The sequence below is a fragment of the Ruegeria sp. O11 genome, from assembly GCF_056535285.1.
The window spans coordinates 14,717-31,973 of record NZ_JBQERS010000016.1; the positions used below are offsets into that span (position 1 = coordinate 14,717).

A 17,257-nucleotide genomic window follows, 5' to 3' on the forward strand; every position below is an offset into this window, starting at 1 on the left:
CGCGGTCTATGTCAGGTTGCTTGCCTGCAATCTTTTGAACGCTGGCATGCGCCTATCTAATCTGCTGGCCCAACAGTCGGGCCAGCAGAAGTGTTTTAAGCAATGCGTGAGCTTTCACGCGGCGCAGGATTATTGCGCGTTTGCCTTGTCTTCCAAGAACTTCTTGAAGATTTCGACGCCTTTGGCGTTGCCATCCGAAGCAGCTGCAACCTGCGGCCACACCTCGGCAATTGACTTTTCGCGCATACGAGCAACTTCTTCGTCGCTCAGCTCGATCACTTCACCACCGGCATCACGCAGGATCTGCAGCGCCTCTTCCACGCCTTCCGCATGCATGCGGCTGGTTTCGAAGTAGGTTTCTTCAAAGACGCCATCGATCTTTTCGCGCTGCCAGTCGGTCAGGGCATTCCAGCTTTGCAGGTTGATAAAGATCTCCTGATGCTGGGCAGGGTTCCAGCCGGGCATGATCGCATAATCGATCACTTCGTGGAACGACATGTCGTCGATGCCGCCAGTGTCCCAGTATGTGCCTTCGATCGTGCCCAGTTTGATGGCCGTATAGATTTCTCCGCCATTCATCGAAACCGGTGCGCCGCCCATGGTCGAGTGGAAGATGGCCTGAGGACCACCGGCACGCATTTTGTGCCCTTCCAGATCTTCCATCTTTTCGACGCGGAACTTGGTGAACATCGCGTTCGGGCCCTGATTGGTCCAACCAGCCCAATGCAGGTTACGGGCATGCGCCGCTTCCTGAACGATGTCACCTACGCGATAATCAGGGTTGCCCCACATCACTTCCCAGGCTTCTTCGGTGTTGTTGGCGCCCATGGCCATACCAAAGGCCAGCATGCCTTCGGGCATATCGCCACCATAGACCGAGCCCCATCCGGCATAGCCGTCGGTCAAACCAGCTGCGGCGGCGCCAAAGGCCTCTGCGCCACTGACCAGTGCCCCGGCGGGCTCAACGCGGATTTTAACGGTGCCTTCGGTCGCTTTTTCAACAGCTTCAACCCAAGGGATCAGGCCGTTGTCCCAGCCAGCATCGGTCTGGTCAAACGCGGGCTGGAAAGTCCATTCAGTGACTTCATCCGGCGGCCCGTCCTGAGCGACGGCTATGCTTGCGGTCACCGCAAAGGCACCCGCCCACATCGTGGTATGCATAAACCAGTTTGGTTTCATGTTAGTTCCTCCTCGTTAGTGGATCAGTTTGTTTTCGTGAAATTATGAGTAATCGGGCAAACGGCCTTAGCCCCGCCCGAAGATCGTTTGCAGATCGCGGAGCAAGTGTTTCAAGACCACCAAAAGTACCATGACACCGCTAAGCGGAATGGCAAACTTGATTGGATAGATCGGGATCGGGATAGATGTCGGAGTTTTCTGGTTGAGCATCAATGACAATGACGCGGCCTCGTATCCTTTCCAGATCAAGGCGACCAGAAACAGAATAGCGATCGGCGCCGTCAGGACGTCCAAGATCGCTTTTGATCGCTTGCTTGCATTTGCGTAGAACAGGTCAAGTTTGACAAAGCTGTCATGCTGCAGCGCGTAAACACCTCCGGTACAGGCCAACAATACCATTGCTGCCTGCAAAGTGGTTCCAATCCACTGTGACGGTGCGTTGAGTACGTAGCGCATGAACACATCCGACACACCAAATGCCATGCAATACAAGATCAGGAACCAACCGATACGGCCCATGACCTCTGAGATTGCGCTTGTCAGTTTTTCCAATCCGCGCATCAGCATTCCGACCTCACTGTGTTTTTCATGGATATGGTTCTCCCTCAAAAATTCCGAGTGTAACTTCGATGTTCTCTGTCTCTGTCTCTGGCGACAAAGTTCAAAGGTAGCTAACTCAGACGTATACCATGCAGTCGTTGGCTGAAGCTCATCTCAGAGTGTTGACGCGTATTCCACTCATGCAAAACCATGCGAACGGTCTCCCTCCCTTATCGCATCGAACGATCCGAACTACTCCTAGTTTCAGTGCGGAGCCTTCCGGATCGCTACAGCAAACGCGATGGAGTACCGCTGAGAAAGATACAGTTGCTTGTAATAATGGGTACAGATTGTATCGCGCGAGGCGTTCGGTGATCGCCACGATTTGTATCTGACCGCATACTGATGGCGGGTGAACATACCCACCTACCGGACACTTATTGAAGTCACGTTTTGGTAGAAGCGCTTTTATTACATGAAGTTGGTGGAAGTTTCTTTTTGAGTTATCATCAATCGACTCGTAATCAGATCACCTGTTTCCGACTGCGATTCCGGAGCGACGATTGGGCATAACTTGCCTTTTGCCTTTCGCAAGGAACACTTGAAAACAAGGATACAGTTTGCAAGTCGCGCGGCGGAAACTGTGACTGGGACCCTGTAGGATATGACACAACGATTGAGTATTGATAAATCTCAGTCCAGCGGCTTGCGTGACCAAATTGTCTCGCAGATATCGCGGCTCATATTTGAAGGTTTGATGCCGTCCGGTCTGAAGCTTGCGTCCTGCCGCGTGTTGGCGCGGGATTTAGATGTTTCTATTAATACGGTTGTCGCAGCCTATCGTAAGCTTGAGGAAGAACAACTGATCGAGGCACGGCCAAGATCCGGCTATTTTGTGTGTTCTGACCGCGGGATACGAACGGACAGTGATGCGATTGGCCGGTCGAATACCAGGCCCGCTACATCAATTAGCCAGAAACTGAACAAACTGCGTCGTACTGAAGAGATTGAGACAATCCCGCGCCCAATAGACTGGTATAAATACGCTTATCCCTTTGTGTGTAATCAGATCGATGATGGTGTGTTTCCAGTTGCGGATTGGCGTGAGTGCACCCGGCTGGCAATGAACCGAAAAGACCTCAAGATCTGGTCTGCAGATGGACTTTATGATGACAGCCTAGAACTTGTCGAACAGGTCAGGCAACGCATTTTGCCACGGCGGGGAATTTTCGAGCCCAGTGAATCGATACTGATTACATTGGGTTCACAGAATGGGCTTTTTATAACCAGCCTGCTCTTTGGCGGGCGTGAACGTACTGCGGTAATGGAAGATCCGGGTTATCCGGATGCTCGCAAGATTCTTCAGGCCAATTTCGGTAAGGTGAGCTTTCAACCCGTGGATGAGGAAGGTCTCATTGTTGACGAGCGCCTGCGCGGTGCGGATCTGGTGTTCATCACGCCGAACCGTCAACACCCAACCACAGTCACGTTGTCTGAACGCCGTCGGCGCGCACTGTTGCAAGCTGCTGAAGATTATGACTTTTACATCGTCGAAGACGACTATGAATGCGATGTGGACTATCGTCATTCACCGCTTCTACCACTGCGGAGCCTGGATGATACCGACCGCCTAATCTATCTGGGCAGCTTATCCAAGGGGCTCTCGCCAGGTTTGCGACTGGGGTATCTGGCAGCAGCGCCTGAGTTTATCGATGCAGCGCGAGATTGTCGGGGCATGATGATGCGCCACCCACCCATGATACTGCAACATACTGCCGCCGCGTTCATCAGGTTAGGATATTACGACGGTTTGCTACGCCGTGTGCGGCAGAACTATCAACAACGCTGGCATTTGGCAGACTCGATGATTCGTGAGCGGTTACCCAGCTTTCTGAGAGCAGGTGAATTCGGTGGTACTGTTTTCGTTCTAGCCGATCCCGATGAAAAACTCGAGGCTAAGACAATCTGTGATGCAGCACTCAGACGGGGCGTAATCGTAGAGCCGATTGGACCGTGTTTCTCGAAGGCAGCGGAAGGGAAGCATCATTTCCGGGTTGGTGTCTCATCAATCCAACCGGGGTTAATCCCGCAAGGAATTGAGCTGTTATCCAACGTCGTGACTGAGTTGCAGGGTATGTGAAGGCTTGTTTGAAATGAAGCCCAAGCTGATCCCGAGAAGTCTGTGTGTAGGAGTTCGGTAAGTTTAATCGCCGAGAGCGGAGTTTTCACCCGTGAAGACCCGCACAAGCAGGCTCGAGATCCAGCTTAGGGCGTACCATGTCAGTAAGAAGCCAACACATTCCAATGCAAATGAGCCCCATTTATAAAATAAGTCGGCTATGACGAATGCACTCAACAACCACGGTCCTTCTTGGCGCAAAAAAGACTTTATTCCTTGTGATTTCATCGCTGTATGCATGGTATGATCCAATCTTTTGAAACTAATCTAGTTGGTTAGACTATTGCAGGAGGATGACGTCGAGGCGCGTCATAGCGCTGCTGTGAGAACCAAGTCATTGTTGGTTCGATGTCGCTTTGCGTGCTCCCACCTTGCAGCGTGTAGCCAGCGGCAAGCCAGGTAAACCCGTCATCTGCAATCTCGGCACAGTTCGTGTAGTCACCCCATTTGCCCAAGGACGGCGTATGCGTTCCTTGCCGGGCGAGGGACAATCGCCAAACTCCATCTATATCGTCATAGGTACCAATGACATGACTTGGATGCAGATTGCCACCACCGGCGAAAATCGACAGCCCGACGTCGCCGAACCGATTGACGGCTGTAGAGGGGTAGGAAAACGCGATCTGATCATTCCAGATGTCAGGCTCGTCGATCAGGGACATTGTGGCTTCGTCGATGCGAACGGTCCGGACAAATGGGTTTGGCCTGTTGGCTTGTTGGTTGGCTGTCCACATGAACCCCATCGTGCCTCGCCCTAACCAACCGGCCATTATGCGTGGATCGGTCCTGGACATCCAGTCGCCGCCTCCAACCGTAGGCGCGGAATAGCTGCCCGCAAACCACGGAGTGACATCGATGTCGAATTCATCAACGTCCGGTGAGTTCTCTGGCCACCTGAACACGCGGATTTGCGAGTTCGAATTGTGGCTGGCGAAGTACATCGAACCGCGCGCACCCTGAACACAACGTAGTGAGAAATTGTGCTGCGTTTCGAATATGTCAAAAGATAATCCAGCGGCAGCTGCAAGTTCGTCCAGCGATATTCGCAATATGACGCACCTCCTAAAAAGGTTGCTGCTGGCCGAGAACACGTTGGTTCCTGCATACAGGTAGTTTTCTGAAAGAGAGACATGGTTGTAGTCAAACCATTCGCCGTTCCACGATGGGTCAATTCCCGCCGGTGTGAAATCCCAGAGGTTCCAGTTGTCATTTCCAAGTGTGCGGCCTTGCTTGACCGCAACACGTAATGTGTTGGTCCCGTTCTGTTCGATATATTGAAGCAGCCAGATCAATAAATCCCGGCTTGGGTCATAAATGGTGGTCTGATCGCAGCAAAAACCTCCATCTGCTGGCGGAAACAAGGTGAAGGGGCTCATATGCGACCAGCTTTGGCCACCATCCAATGACCGGCTGGCGTACCAGTTTCCAGTGGCCAGTATCTGATTTCCGTTGTTTGAGACTGTGGGCTCGCCGACTGTCGACGTTTGCCCGTTTGTATCAAAATCTGTTAGATTTACTGTGTTGAATATCCTTGGCTGATGGGTCGAGGGCATGGCAGCCTCCGTAATAGTAATGTCAAAATGTGTCAGTAATCCAATTCGGTTGGGTCCGCCTCGCTTGCAGAACTGGCAGAGTTGTCTTCCTCCAATGGCGGACCACCCTTTCGGCGAACCTTTGAAACCTTCTCGTCGCGTTCACTAAGAGTTTGGGGTGTCATCAGGCCCGATGCTTCTGCTCTTTCACCTAAAGCGGAATGGGCAGACGGTTGCGGTCGAACCTCGACATTTCCTTTGCGGGTACTGTGCTTTTTGCTAGCTTGATTTGCCATTCATCTCTCCTATCCGTTCGTTTGGAAACGTATCCGAATTGGCGGGTCGTCAGATGATGTTGAATATGCCTACATTACCAGATTTTCCCCGATTCTTCAATTGAAGGGCTTCTGCACGCTTTTGAATGACAGGGATTGGCAGGTCAAAACGGCAGCATTCTCGATAGGCGACCTGAACACGGAAACAGGCAGGCCTGTAGGGAATGATAGATGTCTGGTTTCCCGTTAAAGATGGATGTTACGACCTTGCCGTTTTCGTCCACAGCCGGAAACCAGCCGCCGTTTTGATGATCCACAAATCGTTCATTCGCATAACCCCAGAGAGTTCTGTACCAGCGCTCATCTTCTGCTTTTCTATCAATTCTGATCAATGCAGCGACGGCACTGATCGCTTCGGTTACAGGCCACCAGAACCGGTTCTCGTTTGAAACTTGTCCATCAAAGTCCAACGTATAAGCGATGCCTCCGCCGGGAAGCCAGGCATCACGCAGGGCCTGTTCAATCAACTGACGCGCAGAATGCGGTGCGCCGGTGTTCGGGCGACCCGACAGATCCCAATATTGCAGTTGCAACCGTCCCAATTCAAACGAATGTCCCGGAGTTGTACCGGCTGGCCTAAACATCGGATTGCCCGCATATGCGCGATCAATCTGCCAGTCGCTCGTGTAATGTTCTGGCAATCGCCAGTTTTCTTTGGGTGCGACTCTGCCGACAAAGAAATCCAGAATGCGGCCTGCACGGGATAAATACACCTTGTCCCCTGTTGTTTCAAAAGCGGTAAGCAGGGCTTCGACACCATGCATATTTGCATTCATCCCGCGATAGTCGGAGAACGGCGTCCAATCTCTGTTCCATTCGTCGCAAAACAGTCCCGCTTCTTCGTCCCAAAAATGTGTATCCAGAACCTTTCGAGCGTAAGTCATGAGCCTGTCCGCGCCCGGATGACCTGCCTGCTTTGCGCTCGCCGCCGCAAGAAGAACAAAGACGTGCCCGTAAGCCAGTTTGCGATCATCAACGACGCGGTCACCTTCCAGCGCCCAGAAAAATCCACCAAATTCCGCGTCTCGGTGATAGCGCTCAAGATATGCCATACCGTGGTCAACTATCTTTTCGGCACCCTTAAATCCGAAGAGATGACCCAAGGCATAAGAATGGATCATTCTGGTGGTCGTGTGCAGTTCCTGCACCTCGCCAGGCAGGGGGGTGCCGTCATGATCAAGCAGAAAGAAACCAGGCCCATTTCGGCAGCTTGCACTGAAAAATTCAAGCTGATGACGAGCCTGTTCCATCAACCAGTTCTGGTGCTCTGGCGTGTCCAGCCAAAAACCTGTTTCAGAATCCAGCCCGACCGGAAGTAGCTTATCAGTTGTCATTCTTATCGTCCCACCTGCGTTAAACGACGGTGCACGCCGCGTCTCACAATACCGCCATTGAGGTTTTCAATGCTGCAATCGCATCAATTCTTCCAGAATGGTAGATGCCTAATTTTGAGGAAACACTACCACCCCCGATTTGTTTGACCAGACCACAGGAGCTTAGGGCAATTTTTGTGTAGTGATTGGTGAAATTGGACCAATGAAGTTTCGCACGGGAAGGCAGTCTGCACCTGAGTAACGCTGGACATAGCCAGATAGCCTTGCATCATATAGGCTGTGTTCGCAGCTTACATGTCGCCAGACTGCGATGGCGAGTGCAGGTTTATATGAGGCTTTGCGAGGGGGGCATGTTCTCATTGTTCAGTGTTAGTTCAATTGTGAGCAAACAATCGCATAGTCATGCGATGTCTGAAAACGGTGTGAGCTGATGGTACTATACCCGGCTGGTCCTGATACTGATCTTGGCGCGATGGAGCATCGCCATCTCACAGTCATGATGGTGGATCTTGTCGGATCAACTGTTCTTGCCCAGACCCTTGATCCCGAGGATTTGCTATCGACCACGCTGCGCTATCAGAAATTGGTCGAACATGCCACCAATGCCTTTGGAGGCAGCGTGCTGCAGATCGTCGGTGACGGAGTTTTGGTGGTCTTTGGGTGGCCTTCTTCCTGTGAAAACAATGCCGAAAGGGCCATGCGCTCGGCTTTGCGCATACATTCTGATCTGGCCGAGTTGTCTGGCCCGACCGAATTGAAGTGCCGCATCGGAATCGCTTCTGGCGTCGTGCTGGTCGGGGATATTGCACTCGGGAGCAACATCCAGCCGGATGCGATCTTTGGATCTACGCTGAATCTTGCTGCGCGGTTACAGGCCCTTGCTGAACCCGGTGGGACGCTGATATCCGCTGCGACCCGCGCACTGGGGGGCGAGCAGCTTGAGTTCGATGGCCTGGGTGCAAAGAGCCTCGCAGGATTTGATCGGCCCGTTCCAGTGTATCGCTTGGCAGGTGAGACCCGAATTCAGGTATTGGATAAAGACCGGATACCTTTGATCGGGCGGGACGCTGAGAGAGCACAACTTCATGCGGCTTGGTCTGACGTGGAAACCGGCAAAGGAAGGGTAATTTATCTGCAAGGTGAAGCAGGAATTGGAAAATCCCACTTGATCCGGGACCTGCGTACGTCGGTGGGCCCCCAGACCTGGGTGACGTATCATTGCAGTCCTTTTCATGTGAGCTCACCCTTTTTTCCATTCATCTCACAAATTGAACGCTGGTGCGGAATTCTCGACAGCGACGACATCGCGATCCGACGAAACCGAATGACGGAACATCTGGGCTATATTCTGGATGACGGCCAGTTGGGCACCTTGTTTTTTGTTCTCGCGCCAGGACCCGGCGATCATGGACCCGCCAGCGAAGAGGCGCTGCGCGCCGAAATCGTTACGATATTCCGTCGTGTCTTTGAAGGGTTAAGCCGCGAAGGGCCGGTGCTTGTCGTGGTCGAGGATTTGCAATGGGCAGATCCGTCGACCCTTTCGGTTCTTCAAGCTGTGGCAGAGCATCTTAGCAAATTACCTGTTCTGCTATTGTTGGCCGGGCGAAATCCTGTCACGCGGGCTATGGAAGAAAGCATCCCTTCGCTGCAGATAACTGCACTATCACCGCTGGATGATGACACCGCTGCGGTTTTGGCCGGTGCCGCATCAAATGCGCAGCTTAGTGATGAAACCATGGCGCAGATCGTGACCCGTGGGAACGGCATTCCTCTTTTCATCAAAGAATGCGCGACTGCTATGGCAGCTTCACCCCAACGTGGGCTGGGGGTCATTCCCGCGACACTTCACGACCTATTGGCGCAGCAAATAGACGAAGTGGGTGAATTGCGCCGTACAGCTGTCGAGGCGGCAGTCATAGGTAGTACATTTGGCGTACCAATGATGGCGCATGTCAGCGGCATCTCAGAAGCTGAAGCTGATGAGGCAATACACCAGTTAGCCTCAACAGGTTTACTGCAACACCTTCCGGGTTCAGGGAAAAATGCGAGCGGGGCCTGGCGGTTTAGGCACGAACTTGTCCGCGAAGCAGCCTATCAAAGCCTCGTACGGGACCGGCGTGCGCATTTACATCGACGCGCAGCCGAAGCCCTGAATGAACAGCCGGAGGCGGCCCGCAAACCGGAACAGATTGCACGTCACTGGGAGTTGGCAGGTGCGCCCGACAAAGCCGTGGCTGCCTGGATCGAAGCCGCTCGCATAAACCTGCGTCGCCATGCCAATCAAGAAGGTGCGCAGCACGTTAGAAACGGACTGCGATTGCTGCAGAAACTGCCTGCCGAACATCGTGAAGAGGCGGAACTTTCCTTGCAGTTTCTGCTTGCAGCCGCCGAACGCGTCCGGATCGGATATGGCGCGGATTCTGCAATTTCAGCGTTCGACCGTAGCTTTGAGCTTTCCAAGAAACTCGGAGATCGCCGCACTTTGGTGCGCGCCGGCAGGGGTCTCTTTACCGCCGCGATGGTCAAAGGGGATTATCGCAAGGCCGAGCATTGGGGACAGGCGATGATCGATGCCCATGATGATCACCATACGTGCATGGTCGGCAATTACATACGTGGATCAGCGCTTGCACCGCGTGGACAGTTCATAGCTGCGGCGACTGCGCTGGAAAAAGCAGCTTTGCACGCCGAAGCACACGCTGCTGAGGCAGGAAACGATCCCGATGTCGCGGCGATGTTACAGATCGAGAGCATGGCTGCCTTGGTCGACAGTTTCCTGGGGAACACTGAACGTGCTTTGGCTCGCGCCAAAAGTGCGGTTGATGCTGCAGGGGCATTGGGGCAGTCGCTGACAGTGGCAAATGCGATGCATTGGCAGACCGAGATCTACATGCAGACCGATCATCCGGATTATCCGCATATGGCAAAGACTTTTGCAAAGATCGTGCGAGACAGTGTTGGCCCATATTACAACGCGGTTGCAACCGCGCATCTCGCGGGTGCGTCGATACGTTCGGGCGAACCAGCAAAGGGCGTCGCCTTGCTGCAATCGGCCTGGGAAAAAATGCATGCGACCGGAGCCAAGGCGGCAGGTGTTCTTGTCCATACTGAACTTGCGCGTGGCTTTCTCGCGCTTGGTCAAATCCTGCAAGGTCTGGAAGCAGTTGATGCTGGTTTAAGATTTGCGGATCAAACCGGAGAGCGGAATTACGAAGCCGAGCTAAACCGGATCAGAGCTGCGCTGCTGGCAAAGCAGGAAGACGCTTCTGATGAGGCCGAGGCCGCGTGCCGAACGGCGATACAAGTGGCCCGTGATCAGGGAGCTGCTCTGTATGAGAAACGAGCATTAGAAGATCTGGCCCGTCTGCGACCAGTTGACCCTGAGATTGCTGCACGTCTTGCCAAGCTGAATGATGCCGGGGTTTCGGCCTAGCGCCTTCGGCCCAATGCACAGTCATCCGGGGCAAGATTCAGACCAACAAATTCAGCGACCTGCGCAAATGAAGAGGTTTTTAGCAGCAGCCGATGACCCGTTTGCGAAAAGGTCTTGGCCGAGTACAGGTTCTTTGAGACCATTGGGTTGTTCATGAGTTGCGTGATCGCGTCATACCCCACCATTGACGTCATCAAGTCACCCATAATGACGGTCCCCTTGTGCTGCTCGGCGAACAAGCCCGGAAACAACTCGATCCGATCAACATTGCAATACATTCTGCTCAGGTCGGCGATTAGCTCGTCGGCGAAGGGCTGATCCCCCACAAGATCCGCGATGCTCGAGTGTACTCGACGTTTAAAATGATGACGATAGGCGTTCAGTGAGGGAAGTCGTGCTTTGCGTGTAAGGGCAATCGTTGCTTCGACCGGTGAGGGCACACCTTCTGCAGGCCTTTCGAACAGAAAATCAGGTGTATTGCGCAGCGATATCCTAGCTGCGGGTTGGCGCGAGAGAGAGCGGATCATTTCCTCAAGTCCCGTTTGTTCGACGAGTCGAGGGTTGAACCGGAATCCAGTCGGCTCGACCTGAGCGCCGTCGATGATGAAACGCTCGGGGATCATTGAATGCCAACGGTACAGCAAGTTAAATTCAATCGCGATTTGGTTTGAATGATGCCAACGCTGCCAGCGGTTGACGCCGACCGGCAGATGAAAAGGCATGTTTGCCACGTGGCTGATATAGTCCTCAATCACCAGCTTGATCAGCAGCGCGATCAGAGTGCACCGCGTGGTTTGGAACACGCGCTCTTTATCCCAACCGTCAGTGCCGCGTTTCTCGCGCCAGAGAAGATCGGCAAATGTATTGTGCGCGCGCATCATCAATGTGTTGATGGCAGTATAGCCGATCGTGCCGTTGCCGTTGTCCAGGCCGGTTGCGTGAAAATCAAGTAGCCTTTGATCGACCTGTTGACACGTCAGCTCGGGATGTGCGCGTTTCAAGGAGTTGCGCAGCTTGCACGGATCATGCAGGGGCCGCGCGGCATTATCACCCTCGGCGAGACTGCCATCAAATGGCGGGGCCAGCTTAACTCCACCGGATTGATCTTTTTTGAACAGCTTCGGCGGCCACATCTCGCCATTGTCGTCCATCCGAAACGCCAGTCGGTGGGTCATTTCGCCTGTTTCGGGGTCTCTTTCGCGCAGCATATCAGTTTGAAAATCGTTCAACCCGTAGATCTGGCATAAATCGACTTCGTGGTTTGAATCAGTCTGATCAAACGGTCCAGTTGGCCCGAAGGTCCGCAGAAAGCTGTCGGTGAACCATTGCGCGACCGAGATGAATAGAACGGTCGTGCCTTGCGGGCACAACAAGGTAAGCGGGCTGCCATCTATCTGTGTTCTGCGGCGAAATAAGTCGGCCACTTCGCTTTCCGATGGCAGGATCGGAGAAGGATCTTCGGGCGTTGTGTGACGACCAATCCAACGGTTGGAATAGACGCCTGGCCAGCTGGTATAGTCCGCACCCAATGTATAGGGCCGCGGCCGGTGCACCCGCGCTGCATTCGCAAGCCTCATGGCTGAGATATAGCTTGTCGTGCGTGGTGCGATCTTGAACCCAAGATTGATAAGATCATCAATATTCAGCATCTAAATGGCTCCAATTGATCATCGGTTTGGAAAACGGGCGCGGGCGAGGCTGAGGTAAGTCTTAAGCCGGATTGCGTTGATCGGGCCCAGAGGTTTGTGCTCGGCGGTCACACGCCATGGCGAAAATGACAGGGTATCACCATCGAGCGGATCGAATTCTGCATCTCTTTCGATGGTAATATCTGCGATGGGTGTAACCGTGCGATGAAACGGGTCAAGTGGTGCGTCCGGCTGTGGATCGCAGGCCCATCTGACGCGGTTATCGAGCGGATCGAAGTCGCCATCGCTGCGCGGTGGTTCGATTATACAGAACTCAAATCGATTGCCGTCACTGGCGACGTCCTGACGGAGTTTCAGGCTGATGCCGTCATGCTCGTCCACCGGTTTAGTTGCTACTTTATGGCGAACGCTGCGGGCGAGGTATCGTACTGTCAGTTCAGTCCCCAGACGATAGGGCGTCGTTGACCAGAAATGCGCCTCAAATGGCGACTGCATGTAGTTCGAGGCAAAATCGCTCGCAGTCTTAAGATGTCGCCTGCCTTTTTGTGTGGCAAATGCGCGAAACAGGGCCACCAACCCTCGAGCGATCAGCTTCAATGACCAGCTGCGACGCTTATTTGCCGCGTGCTGGAGGGCTTGCAGCGTGGCGATCAGGCTGCTTAGCCGTTCATAGTCGTCGGAAAGGTAGCTGGGGAAAGTGTCCTGATCGACAAGAACAAAGTCAAACTCATCGCTGATTTGCGAGATGTTGAGTTGTGAAAGTGCCTCGACGTCGATCAGTTTGGTGCCCGGCACATCAAATAGTTTGACCGCCATTCCATGGGCATCGGTTTTACGATCGTCCAGATGCGCACCGTTGGAAAAGCGAACTGCTGCAGAATAACTTGCTGCTTTTTCGAAAAGGCCATGGCGCAACCTTTCCGGCAGATCGTCCCGGATTGTGAAAGTGGCTTTGACACATCCATGGCTGCGCCCATGTTGCGCTCTTAACCTTCGACCTTTCCACTTCGCGATCACTTCAAAATTCTGATCGATGATATCGTCAACCACGTCTTCAGGTGAAGTGTTTGGCAAAGAATGTGTCAACGAACCCCCTTTTCCCGAGCAAGCCCAGGCAATAATTAACCTCTACAAATATATCCGACAGCCAGCCCCTTCTAAATGCCCGCAGATTAACCCTTTTTGGGTTTTCTTTCAAACGAAGTGACTTATGGCAGCCTTTTTGCCTCATTCCTTTTGATCTCAAACAGCCGTTTTCGCGTCAGAATGAAGTATACCGGTCAATAGTTGGTAGGGTGGGATCCATCGATTTACGACTTCAAAACGGACACGGTTGGCGCCGTATTCGCTGGCGTTGCGTTGGCTTACCTTCGAAGACTTAAGCTGACAGAAAGTTATTGACGCATTTCTTGATCTCGGGCACTCAGGCAGCAGATGGTTCCCAACGATACGTCAGAGGGATGAAAAGGGAATACGGTGAGGAATGCCAAGCGGCGCCAATTCCGTAACTGCCCCCGCAACTGTAAGCGGTGAGCTATGCCAAATAGCCACTGACCCCAAGGGTCGGGAAGGTTGGCCAAGCGCGGACCCGCAAGTCAGGAGACCTGCCATCAATTGTTCAACCAACCCGGGGCGGGGCGTCCTGGAAGGAGGTATTGATGGCACGTTTCACACGTGTGCACACGACTGGCAGCTTCCGTCTGCGCTTGGAAACAAGCGGAGTGAGAAATGCGAAAATCGCTGATCAATACATTGTCGACAACGTGAACCGCCGACGCGGGGTGCCCAAAGCGGTGTTCAGAATATTCAATGTGTTACGATATAACATTGCAAAAACCTTAATTGCGCAATAAACGGTGGCGAGATGACGAACAATGTTGATCATATCCTTCTTGTCTGCGCGAGCTGCAGAAGTGGCGAAAGTGCAAACAAAGTACCCCAGGCGTTGAAGCATAGATTGCCGAGGGAATTTGTGATCCGCTCTGTGAATTGTATGGCGGGTTGTGAAAGGCCAACCACCATCGGCTTTCAGTCCTTTGGCAAAGCACAATATCTATTTGGTGACATTTCTACAGATGAAGATTTGGACGCGATCGTTGAATTTGCCCATCAGTATCTGCGCAGTGGCGATGGTTGGACAAATGCCACTGATCGGCCACGGGCATTGTTCACAAAAACTCTCTCACGCCTGCCGCGTATTGAGCTTGAGGAAGCGCTATGACCAAGCAAAGCTTTCTGATTGCCGAAAATCTGGAATATTACGCGCTTAACGGAGATATCTTGTTGCAAGGCGTTTCGTTCGCCTTGGACGAAGGCGCTATTCTTGCAATCGCTGGTCCGAACGGGGCAGGTAAAACAACGCTTTTGAATCTACTCTGTGGTGCCGAGGCACTGGCATTGGGGGATGTGCGTATGAATGGACAAAGCCTCAAGCACCTATCCGCAAATGAACGCGCCCGCATGATAGCCGTTGTCAGCCAGCAGGAATTTCCTGACGGGCGTCTGTCACTGCGTGATTATGTGGCATTGGGTCAGATTCCCATTCGCGCAGATCGCTCGGCCGAAGATCATGCGTGCGAACTGAACCGGATACTTGACCTCACCGATCTGGCTCCATTGGCAGAAAAGCGGATGGCTCAGCTTTCTGGGGGCGAGCGTCAGCGTGCGCATATTGCGCGCGCCTTGGCACAAAACCCCTCATTGCTGTTTCTCGATGAACCCACAAATCATCTGGACCCTGACGCAAAGGGGCGGATGCTATCGCTGGTCGCTGATCTTGGGGTCACAGTGGTAATGATCGTGCACGATCTGGTCATGATCCCTGAATTCGCTACACATGTTGCTTTGATGAAATCCACGCGCCTGACCGGATTTGGCACGGTCGCCGAAGTTCTGACGCCCGAACGGGTCCGTGAAACCTTTGGCGTGGATTATCTGTGCTTTCACCATGAGGGTCGCGTGATACCGGCTCTTGATATCCGAAGAACCACTGTTTCTACATAAACTCAGGAGAATATTGATGAAACACATCTGGTCCGTGGCTTTGGTCACTGCCATTGCAAGCAGCGCTGCAGCGCAGGAAGTCACCGTGGACAATTGCGGCGAACCCCTTGTGTTTGAGACGTTGCCGGAACGGTTGGTCGTGCATGACATGAACATGACGGATATGGCTTTTGCTTTGGGGCTACAGGACAAGATCGTCGGCCTCACCGGGATCACCGGCTGGTACAAGACCAGCCCGGAATTCGATACCTTGCGGGGTGACATTCCGGAGCTCGCGCCGAAATACCCCACTGTTGAGAATCTCGTCGCAGCGGACCCAGATTTGTTTTTCGCGGGCTGGTATTATGGAATGAAACCGGGTGGGGATGTGACACCAGACACATTGGAACCCTTCGGGATCAAAACCATGATCCTGACCGAAAGCTGTGTGCATTTGGACAAGGATCGCCCCGAGTCCAGCATGGACCTGCTGTTTGACGATGTTCTGCGTCTTGGCAAGGTTATGCAGGTCGAGGACAAGGCCGAGGCGCTAGTGAGCGAATGGAAAGACGAATTGGCCGCGATCGAGGCGCAAACGACCGAGTTGCCGAAACCTCGAGTTTTCTTGTTGGATGGTCCGGCGGATGCACCGTTCACTGCTGGGAAGTTTGCCATTCCCGATGCTATGATCGCTGCGGCGGGTGGTGAGAATGTCACCCATGACATGGATACAAGCTGGGGGCGTAGTTCCTGGGAAGCCGTGGCCGCATCTAACCCCGAATTCCTGGTGCTGCTGGATTATCAGACCGGCAACGGCGCGGCAGATACCTTCAAATTCCTGCAAGAGCATCCGGTGATGTCGCAGACAGATGCCGTCAAGAATGAGCGTTGGATCGGCTTGCGGTACGAAGAATTGACACCTGGCCCCGCAAATATTGAGGCGATCTCGAAAATGGCTCAAGCGATGCATCCGGGCCTCAATTGATATGGGCCGATTTGGCCTAACAATTCTGCTGGGGGCGGCTATTTTGGCCGCCCTTGTGCTGGTTTCCACGATTTACGGAACCACCTCGATCCCGGTGTCTGAGACATTTATTGCTATTATGCGTGGCTCGGGTATCGACGACGGCGAGATGTCGCCGATGCACCGGATCGTGTTTGATCTCAGGTTGCCCCGTGCATTGTTCGCCGCTGTGATAGGCGCCGGACTTGGTATCGTTGGCGTCGTCCTACAAACCACGACTCGCAACGATCTTGCCGACCCTTTTCTCTTTGGCTTGTCTTCGGGGGCCGCCGCAGGTGCGGTGTTTGTCATCACCGTAACCGGAGATGTGCTGGGTTTCTGGACACTGCCACTCGCCGCCTTCTGCGGAGGGCTCGTCGCGTCGGGCGTTGTATTGGCGCTGGTTCACGGTTTGCGCACAAGTGCGCCTGAGAAACTAATCCTGGCGGGATTGGCGGTTTCATTCCTGTTTTCAGCCATCACCAATTACTTGATATTTGCGGGTGACAACCGCGCTGCCCACTCGGTGATCTTCTGGATGTTAGGTGGATTGGGCTTGGCCCGCTGGGAGACGTTTCCCCTTGTTTGTGTTGGGCTGATCCTGATCCTAACGTATTCGCTGTATCGCAGTCGTTGGTTGGACGCGCTGCTTACGGGGGATTTAACCGCAGCAACTCTTGGGGTCCCTGTTCAGGGATTGAGATTCAGCATGTTTTTCACGGCAGCTTTGGCAACTGCAGTTTTTGTCTCAGTGGCGGGTGTGATCGGATTTGTTGGCCTAATGGTGCCACACATAGCCCGCGGAATTGCGGGACCTTTGCACAGCCACCTTGTACCGACTGCCGCGATTGTTGGCGCTGCGTTATTGACCGGTTCGGATATTCTCAGCAGGCTTTTGCTGGCGCCACAGGAGTTGCCAGTAGGGATTGTCACGACTTCCATAGGTTCGGTTTTTGTATTTTTACTTTTGTTCAGAACAGCAAGAAACCAGCGGTGAATTTAAGTGACTAACAGCCGCAGCTATCGCTTTCCAGATTTAATAGCACATCCGCTTTTTGATGGTTGCATTAAGGCTAAAATTGCCTACTTCT

Annotated in this window: 13 protein-coding genes and 1 riboswitch; of the genes, 6 read left to right on the forward strand and 7 right to left on the reverse strand. The window is 53.3% G+C overall.

Going from position 1 to position 17,257, the window contains the following annotated elements:
• Positions 1-129: 129 nt before the first annotated feature.
• Together ACRZ91_RS19695 and ACRZ91_RS19700 are read right to left on the reverse strand one after the other, a co-directional pair.
• Complete coding sequence (locus ACRZ91_RS19695; RefSeq protein ID WP_480908006.1) at positions 130-1,179, reverse strand: TRAP transporter substrate-binding protein; 1,050 nt, start codon at positions 1,177-1,179, stop codon at positions 130-132.
• Positions 1,180-1,245: 66 nt separating this feature from the next.
• Complete coding sequence (locus ACRZ91_RS19700) at positions 1,246-1,746, reverse strand: TRAP transporter small permease subunit (RefSeq protein ID WP_170543928.1); 501 nt, start codon at positions 1,744-1,746, stop codon at positions 1,246-1,248.
• A 637-nt stretch (positions 1,747-2,383) separates the two neighbouring features.
• Between ACRZ91_RS19700 and ACRZ91_RS19705 the strand changes: the two genes are divergently transcribed.
• The gene (locus ACRZ91_RS19705) at positions 2,384-3,859 is read left to right on the forward strand and encodes an aminotransferase-like domain-containing protein (RefSeq protein WP_480908008.1); all 1,476 of its coding nucleotides are present in this window, start codon (positions 2,384-2,386) and stop codon (positions 3,857-3,859) included.
• A 314-nt stretch (positions 3,860-4,173) separates the two neighbouring features.
• On the opposite strand, the gene ACRZ91_RS19710 is transcribed toward ACRZ91_RS19705, so the two are convergent.
• The 3 genes from ACRZ91_RS19710 to ACRZ91_RS19720 all read right to left on the reverse strand — a co-directional run bounded on the left by ACRZ91_RS19710 (position 4,174) and on the right by ACRZ91_RS19720 (position 7,099).
• Positions 4,174-5,451: a hypothetical protein gene (locus ACRZ91_RS19710; RefSeq protein ID WP_480908010.1), complete on the reverse strand. Its 1,278-nt coding sequence runs from the start codon at positions 5,449-5,451 to the stop codon at positions 4,174-4,176.
• Between the two features lie 32 nt (positions 5,452-5,483).
• Positions 5,484-5,726: a hypothetical protein gene (locus ACRZ91_RS19715; RefSeq protein ID WP_170543934.1), complete on the reverse strand. Its 243-nt coding sequence runs from the start codon at positions 5,724-5,726 to the stop codon at positions 5,484-5,486.
• 143 nt (positions 5,727-5,869) lie between these two features.
• Positions 5,870-7,099, reverse strand: coding sequence for an AGE family epimerase/isomerase (locus ACRZ91_RS19720; RefSeq protein WP_480908012.1), 1,230 nt, complete (start codon positions 7,097-7,099; stop codon positions 5,870-5,872).
• A 430-nt stretch (positions 7,100-7,529) separates the two neighbouring features.
• On the opposite strand from ACRZ91_RS19720, the gene ACRZ91_RS19725 reads away from it, so the two are divergent.
• Positions 7,530-10,532: an ATP-binding protein gene (locus tag ACRZ91_RS19725; RefSeq protein ID WP_480908013.1), complete on the forward strand. Its 3,003-nt coding sequence runs from the start codon at positions 7,530-7,532 to the stop codon at positions 10,530-10,532.
• On the opposite strand, the gene ACRZ91_RS19730 is transcribed toward ACRZ91_RS19725, so the two are convergent.
• Positions 10,529-12,181 carry a peroxidase family protein gene (locus tag ACRZ91_RS19730; RefSeq protein WP_480908015.1) on the reverse strand — a complete coding sequence of 551 codons (1,653 nt, stop codon included), beginning with the start codon at positions 12,179-12,181 and terminating at the stop codon, positions 10,529-10,531. The two genes, ACRZ91_RS19725 and ACRZ91_RS19730, sit on opposite strands and share 4 nt — an antisense overlap.
• 18 nt (positions 12,182-12,199) lie before the next feature.
• Positions 12,200-13,267 carry a catalase family protein gene (locus ACRZ91_RS19735; protein ID WP_480908017.1) on the reverse strand — a complete coding sequence of 356 codons (1,068 nt, stop codon included), beginning with the start codon at positions 13,265-13,267 and terminating at the stop codon, positions 12,200-12,202.
• Between the two features lie 332 nt (positions 13,268-13,599).
• A riboswitch (cobalamin riboswitch) is annotated at positions 13,600-13,807 on the forward strand.
• A gap of 238 nt (positions 13,808-14,045) precedes the next feature.
• On the opposite strand from ACRZ91_RS19735, the gene ACRZ91_RS19740 reads away from it, so the two are divergent.
• Genes ACRZ91_RS19740 through ACRZ91_RS19755 form a run of 4 tightly spaced genes read left to right on the forward strand, consistent with a single transcriptional unit; the run spans position 14,046 to position 17,163 of the window.
• The gene (locus tag ACRZ91_RS19740; RefSeq protein ID WP_480908019.1) at positions 14,046-14,402 is read left to right on the forward strand and encodes a DUF1636 family protein; all 357 of its coding nucleotides are present in this window, start codon (positions 14,046-14,048) and stop codon (positions 14,400-14,402) included.
• Positions 14,399-15,184, forward strand: a complete 786-nt coding sequence (locus tag ACRZ91_RS19745) for an ABC transporter ATP-binding protein (protein WP_480908021.1) — start codon at positions 14,399-14,401, stop codon at positions 15,182-15,184. The genes ACRZ91_RS19740 and ACRZ91_RS19745 overlap by 4 nt, the downstream gene beginning before the upstream one ends.
• A gap of 16 nt (positions 15,185-15,200) precedes the next feature.
• On the forward strand, positions 15,201-16,148 hold the full coding sequence (locus tag ACRZ91_RS19750) for an ABC transporter substrate-binding protein (protein ID WP_170543947.1): 948 nt from the start codon (positions 15,201-15,203) through the stop codon (positions 16,146-16,148).
• Between the two features lies 1 nt (position 16,149).
• A complete protein-coding gene (locus ACRZ91_RS19755) occupies positions 16,150-17,163 on the forward strand; it encodes a FecCD family ABC transporter permease (protein WP_480908023.1) in 1,014 nt (337 codons plus the stop codon).
• The last annotated feature ends 94 nt before the right edge of the window (positions 17,164-17,257 follow it).

Excerpts from the sequence above, each read along its gene's own strand:
- ACRZ91_RS19695 (WP_480908006.1), bottom strand. The coding sequence starts at position 1,179 with ATGAAACCAAACTGGTTTATGCATACCACGATGTGGGCGGGTGCCTTT.
- ACRZ91_RS19700 (WP_170543928.1), bottom strand. The coding sequence starts at position 1,746 with ATGCTGATGCGCGGATTGGAAAAACTGACAAGCGCAATCTCAGAGGTC.
- ACRZ91_RS19705 (WP_480908008.1), top strand. The coding sequence starts at position 2,384 with ATGACACAACGATTGAGTATTGATAAATCTCAGTCCAGCGGCTTGCGT.
- ACRZ91_RS19710 (WP_480908010.1), bottom strand. The coding sequence starts at position 5,451 with ATGCCCTCGACCCATCAGCCAAGGATATTCAACACAGTAAATCTAACA.
- ACRZ91_RS19715 (WP_170543934.1), bottom strand. The coding sequence starts at position 5,726 with ATGGCAAATCAAGCTAGCAAAAAGCACAGTACCCGCAAAGGAAATGTC.
- ACRZ91_RS19720 (WP_480908012.1), bottom strand. The coding sequence starts at position 7,099 with ATGACAACTGATAAGCTACTTCCGGTCGGGCTGGATTCTGAAACAGGT.
- ACRZ91_RS19725 (WP_480908013.1), top strand. The coding sequence starts at position 7,530 with ATGGTACTATACCCGGCTGGTCCTGATACTGATCTTGGCGCGATGGAG.
- ACRZ91_RS19730 (WP_480908015.1), bottom strand. The coding sequence starts at position 12,181 with ATGCTGAATATTGATGATCTTATCAATCTTGGGTTCAAGATCGCACCA.
- ACRZ91_RS19740 (WP_480908019.1), top strand. The coding sequence starts at position 14,046 with ATGACGAACAATGTTGATCATATCCTTCTTGTCTGCGCGAGCTGCAGA.
- ACRZ91_RS19745 (WP_480908021.1), top strand. The coding sequence starts at position 14,399 with ATGACCAAGCAAAGCTTTCTGATTGCCGAAAATCTGGAATATTACGCG.
- ACRZ91_RS19750 (WP_170543947.1), top strand. The coding sequence starts at position 15,201 with ATGAAACACATCTGGTCCGTGGCTTTGGTCACTGCCATTGCAAGCAGC.
- ACRZ91_RS19755 (WP_480908023.1), top strand. The coding sequence starts at position 16,150 with ATGGGCCGATTTGGCCTAACAATTCTGCTGGGGGCGGCTATTTTGGCC.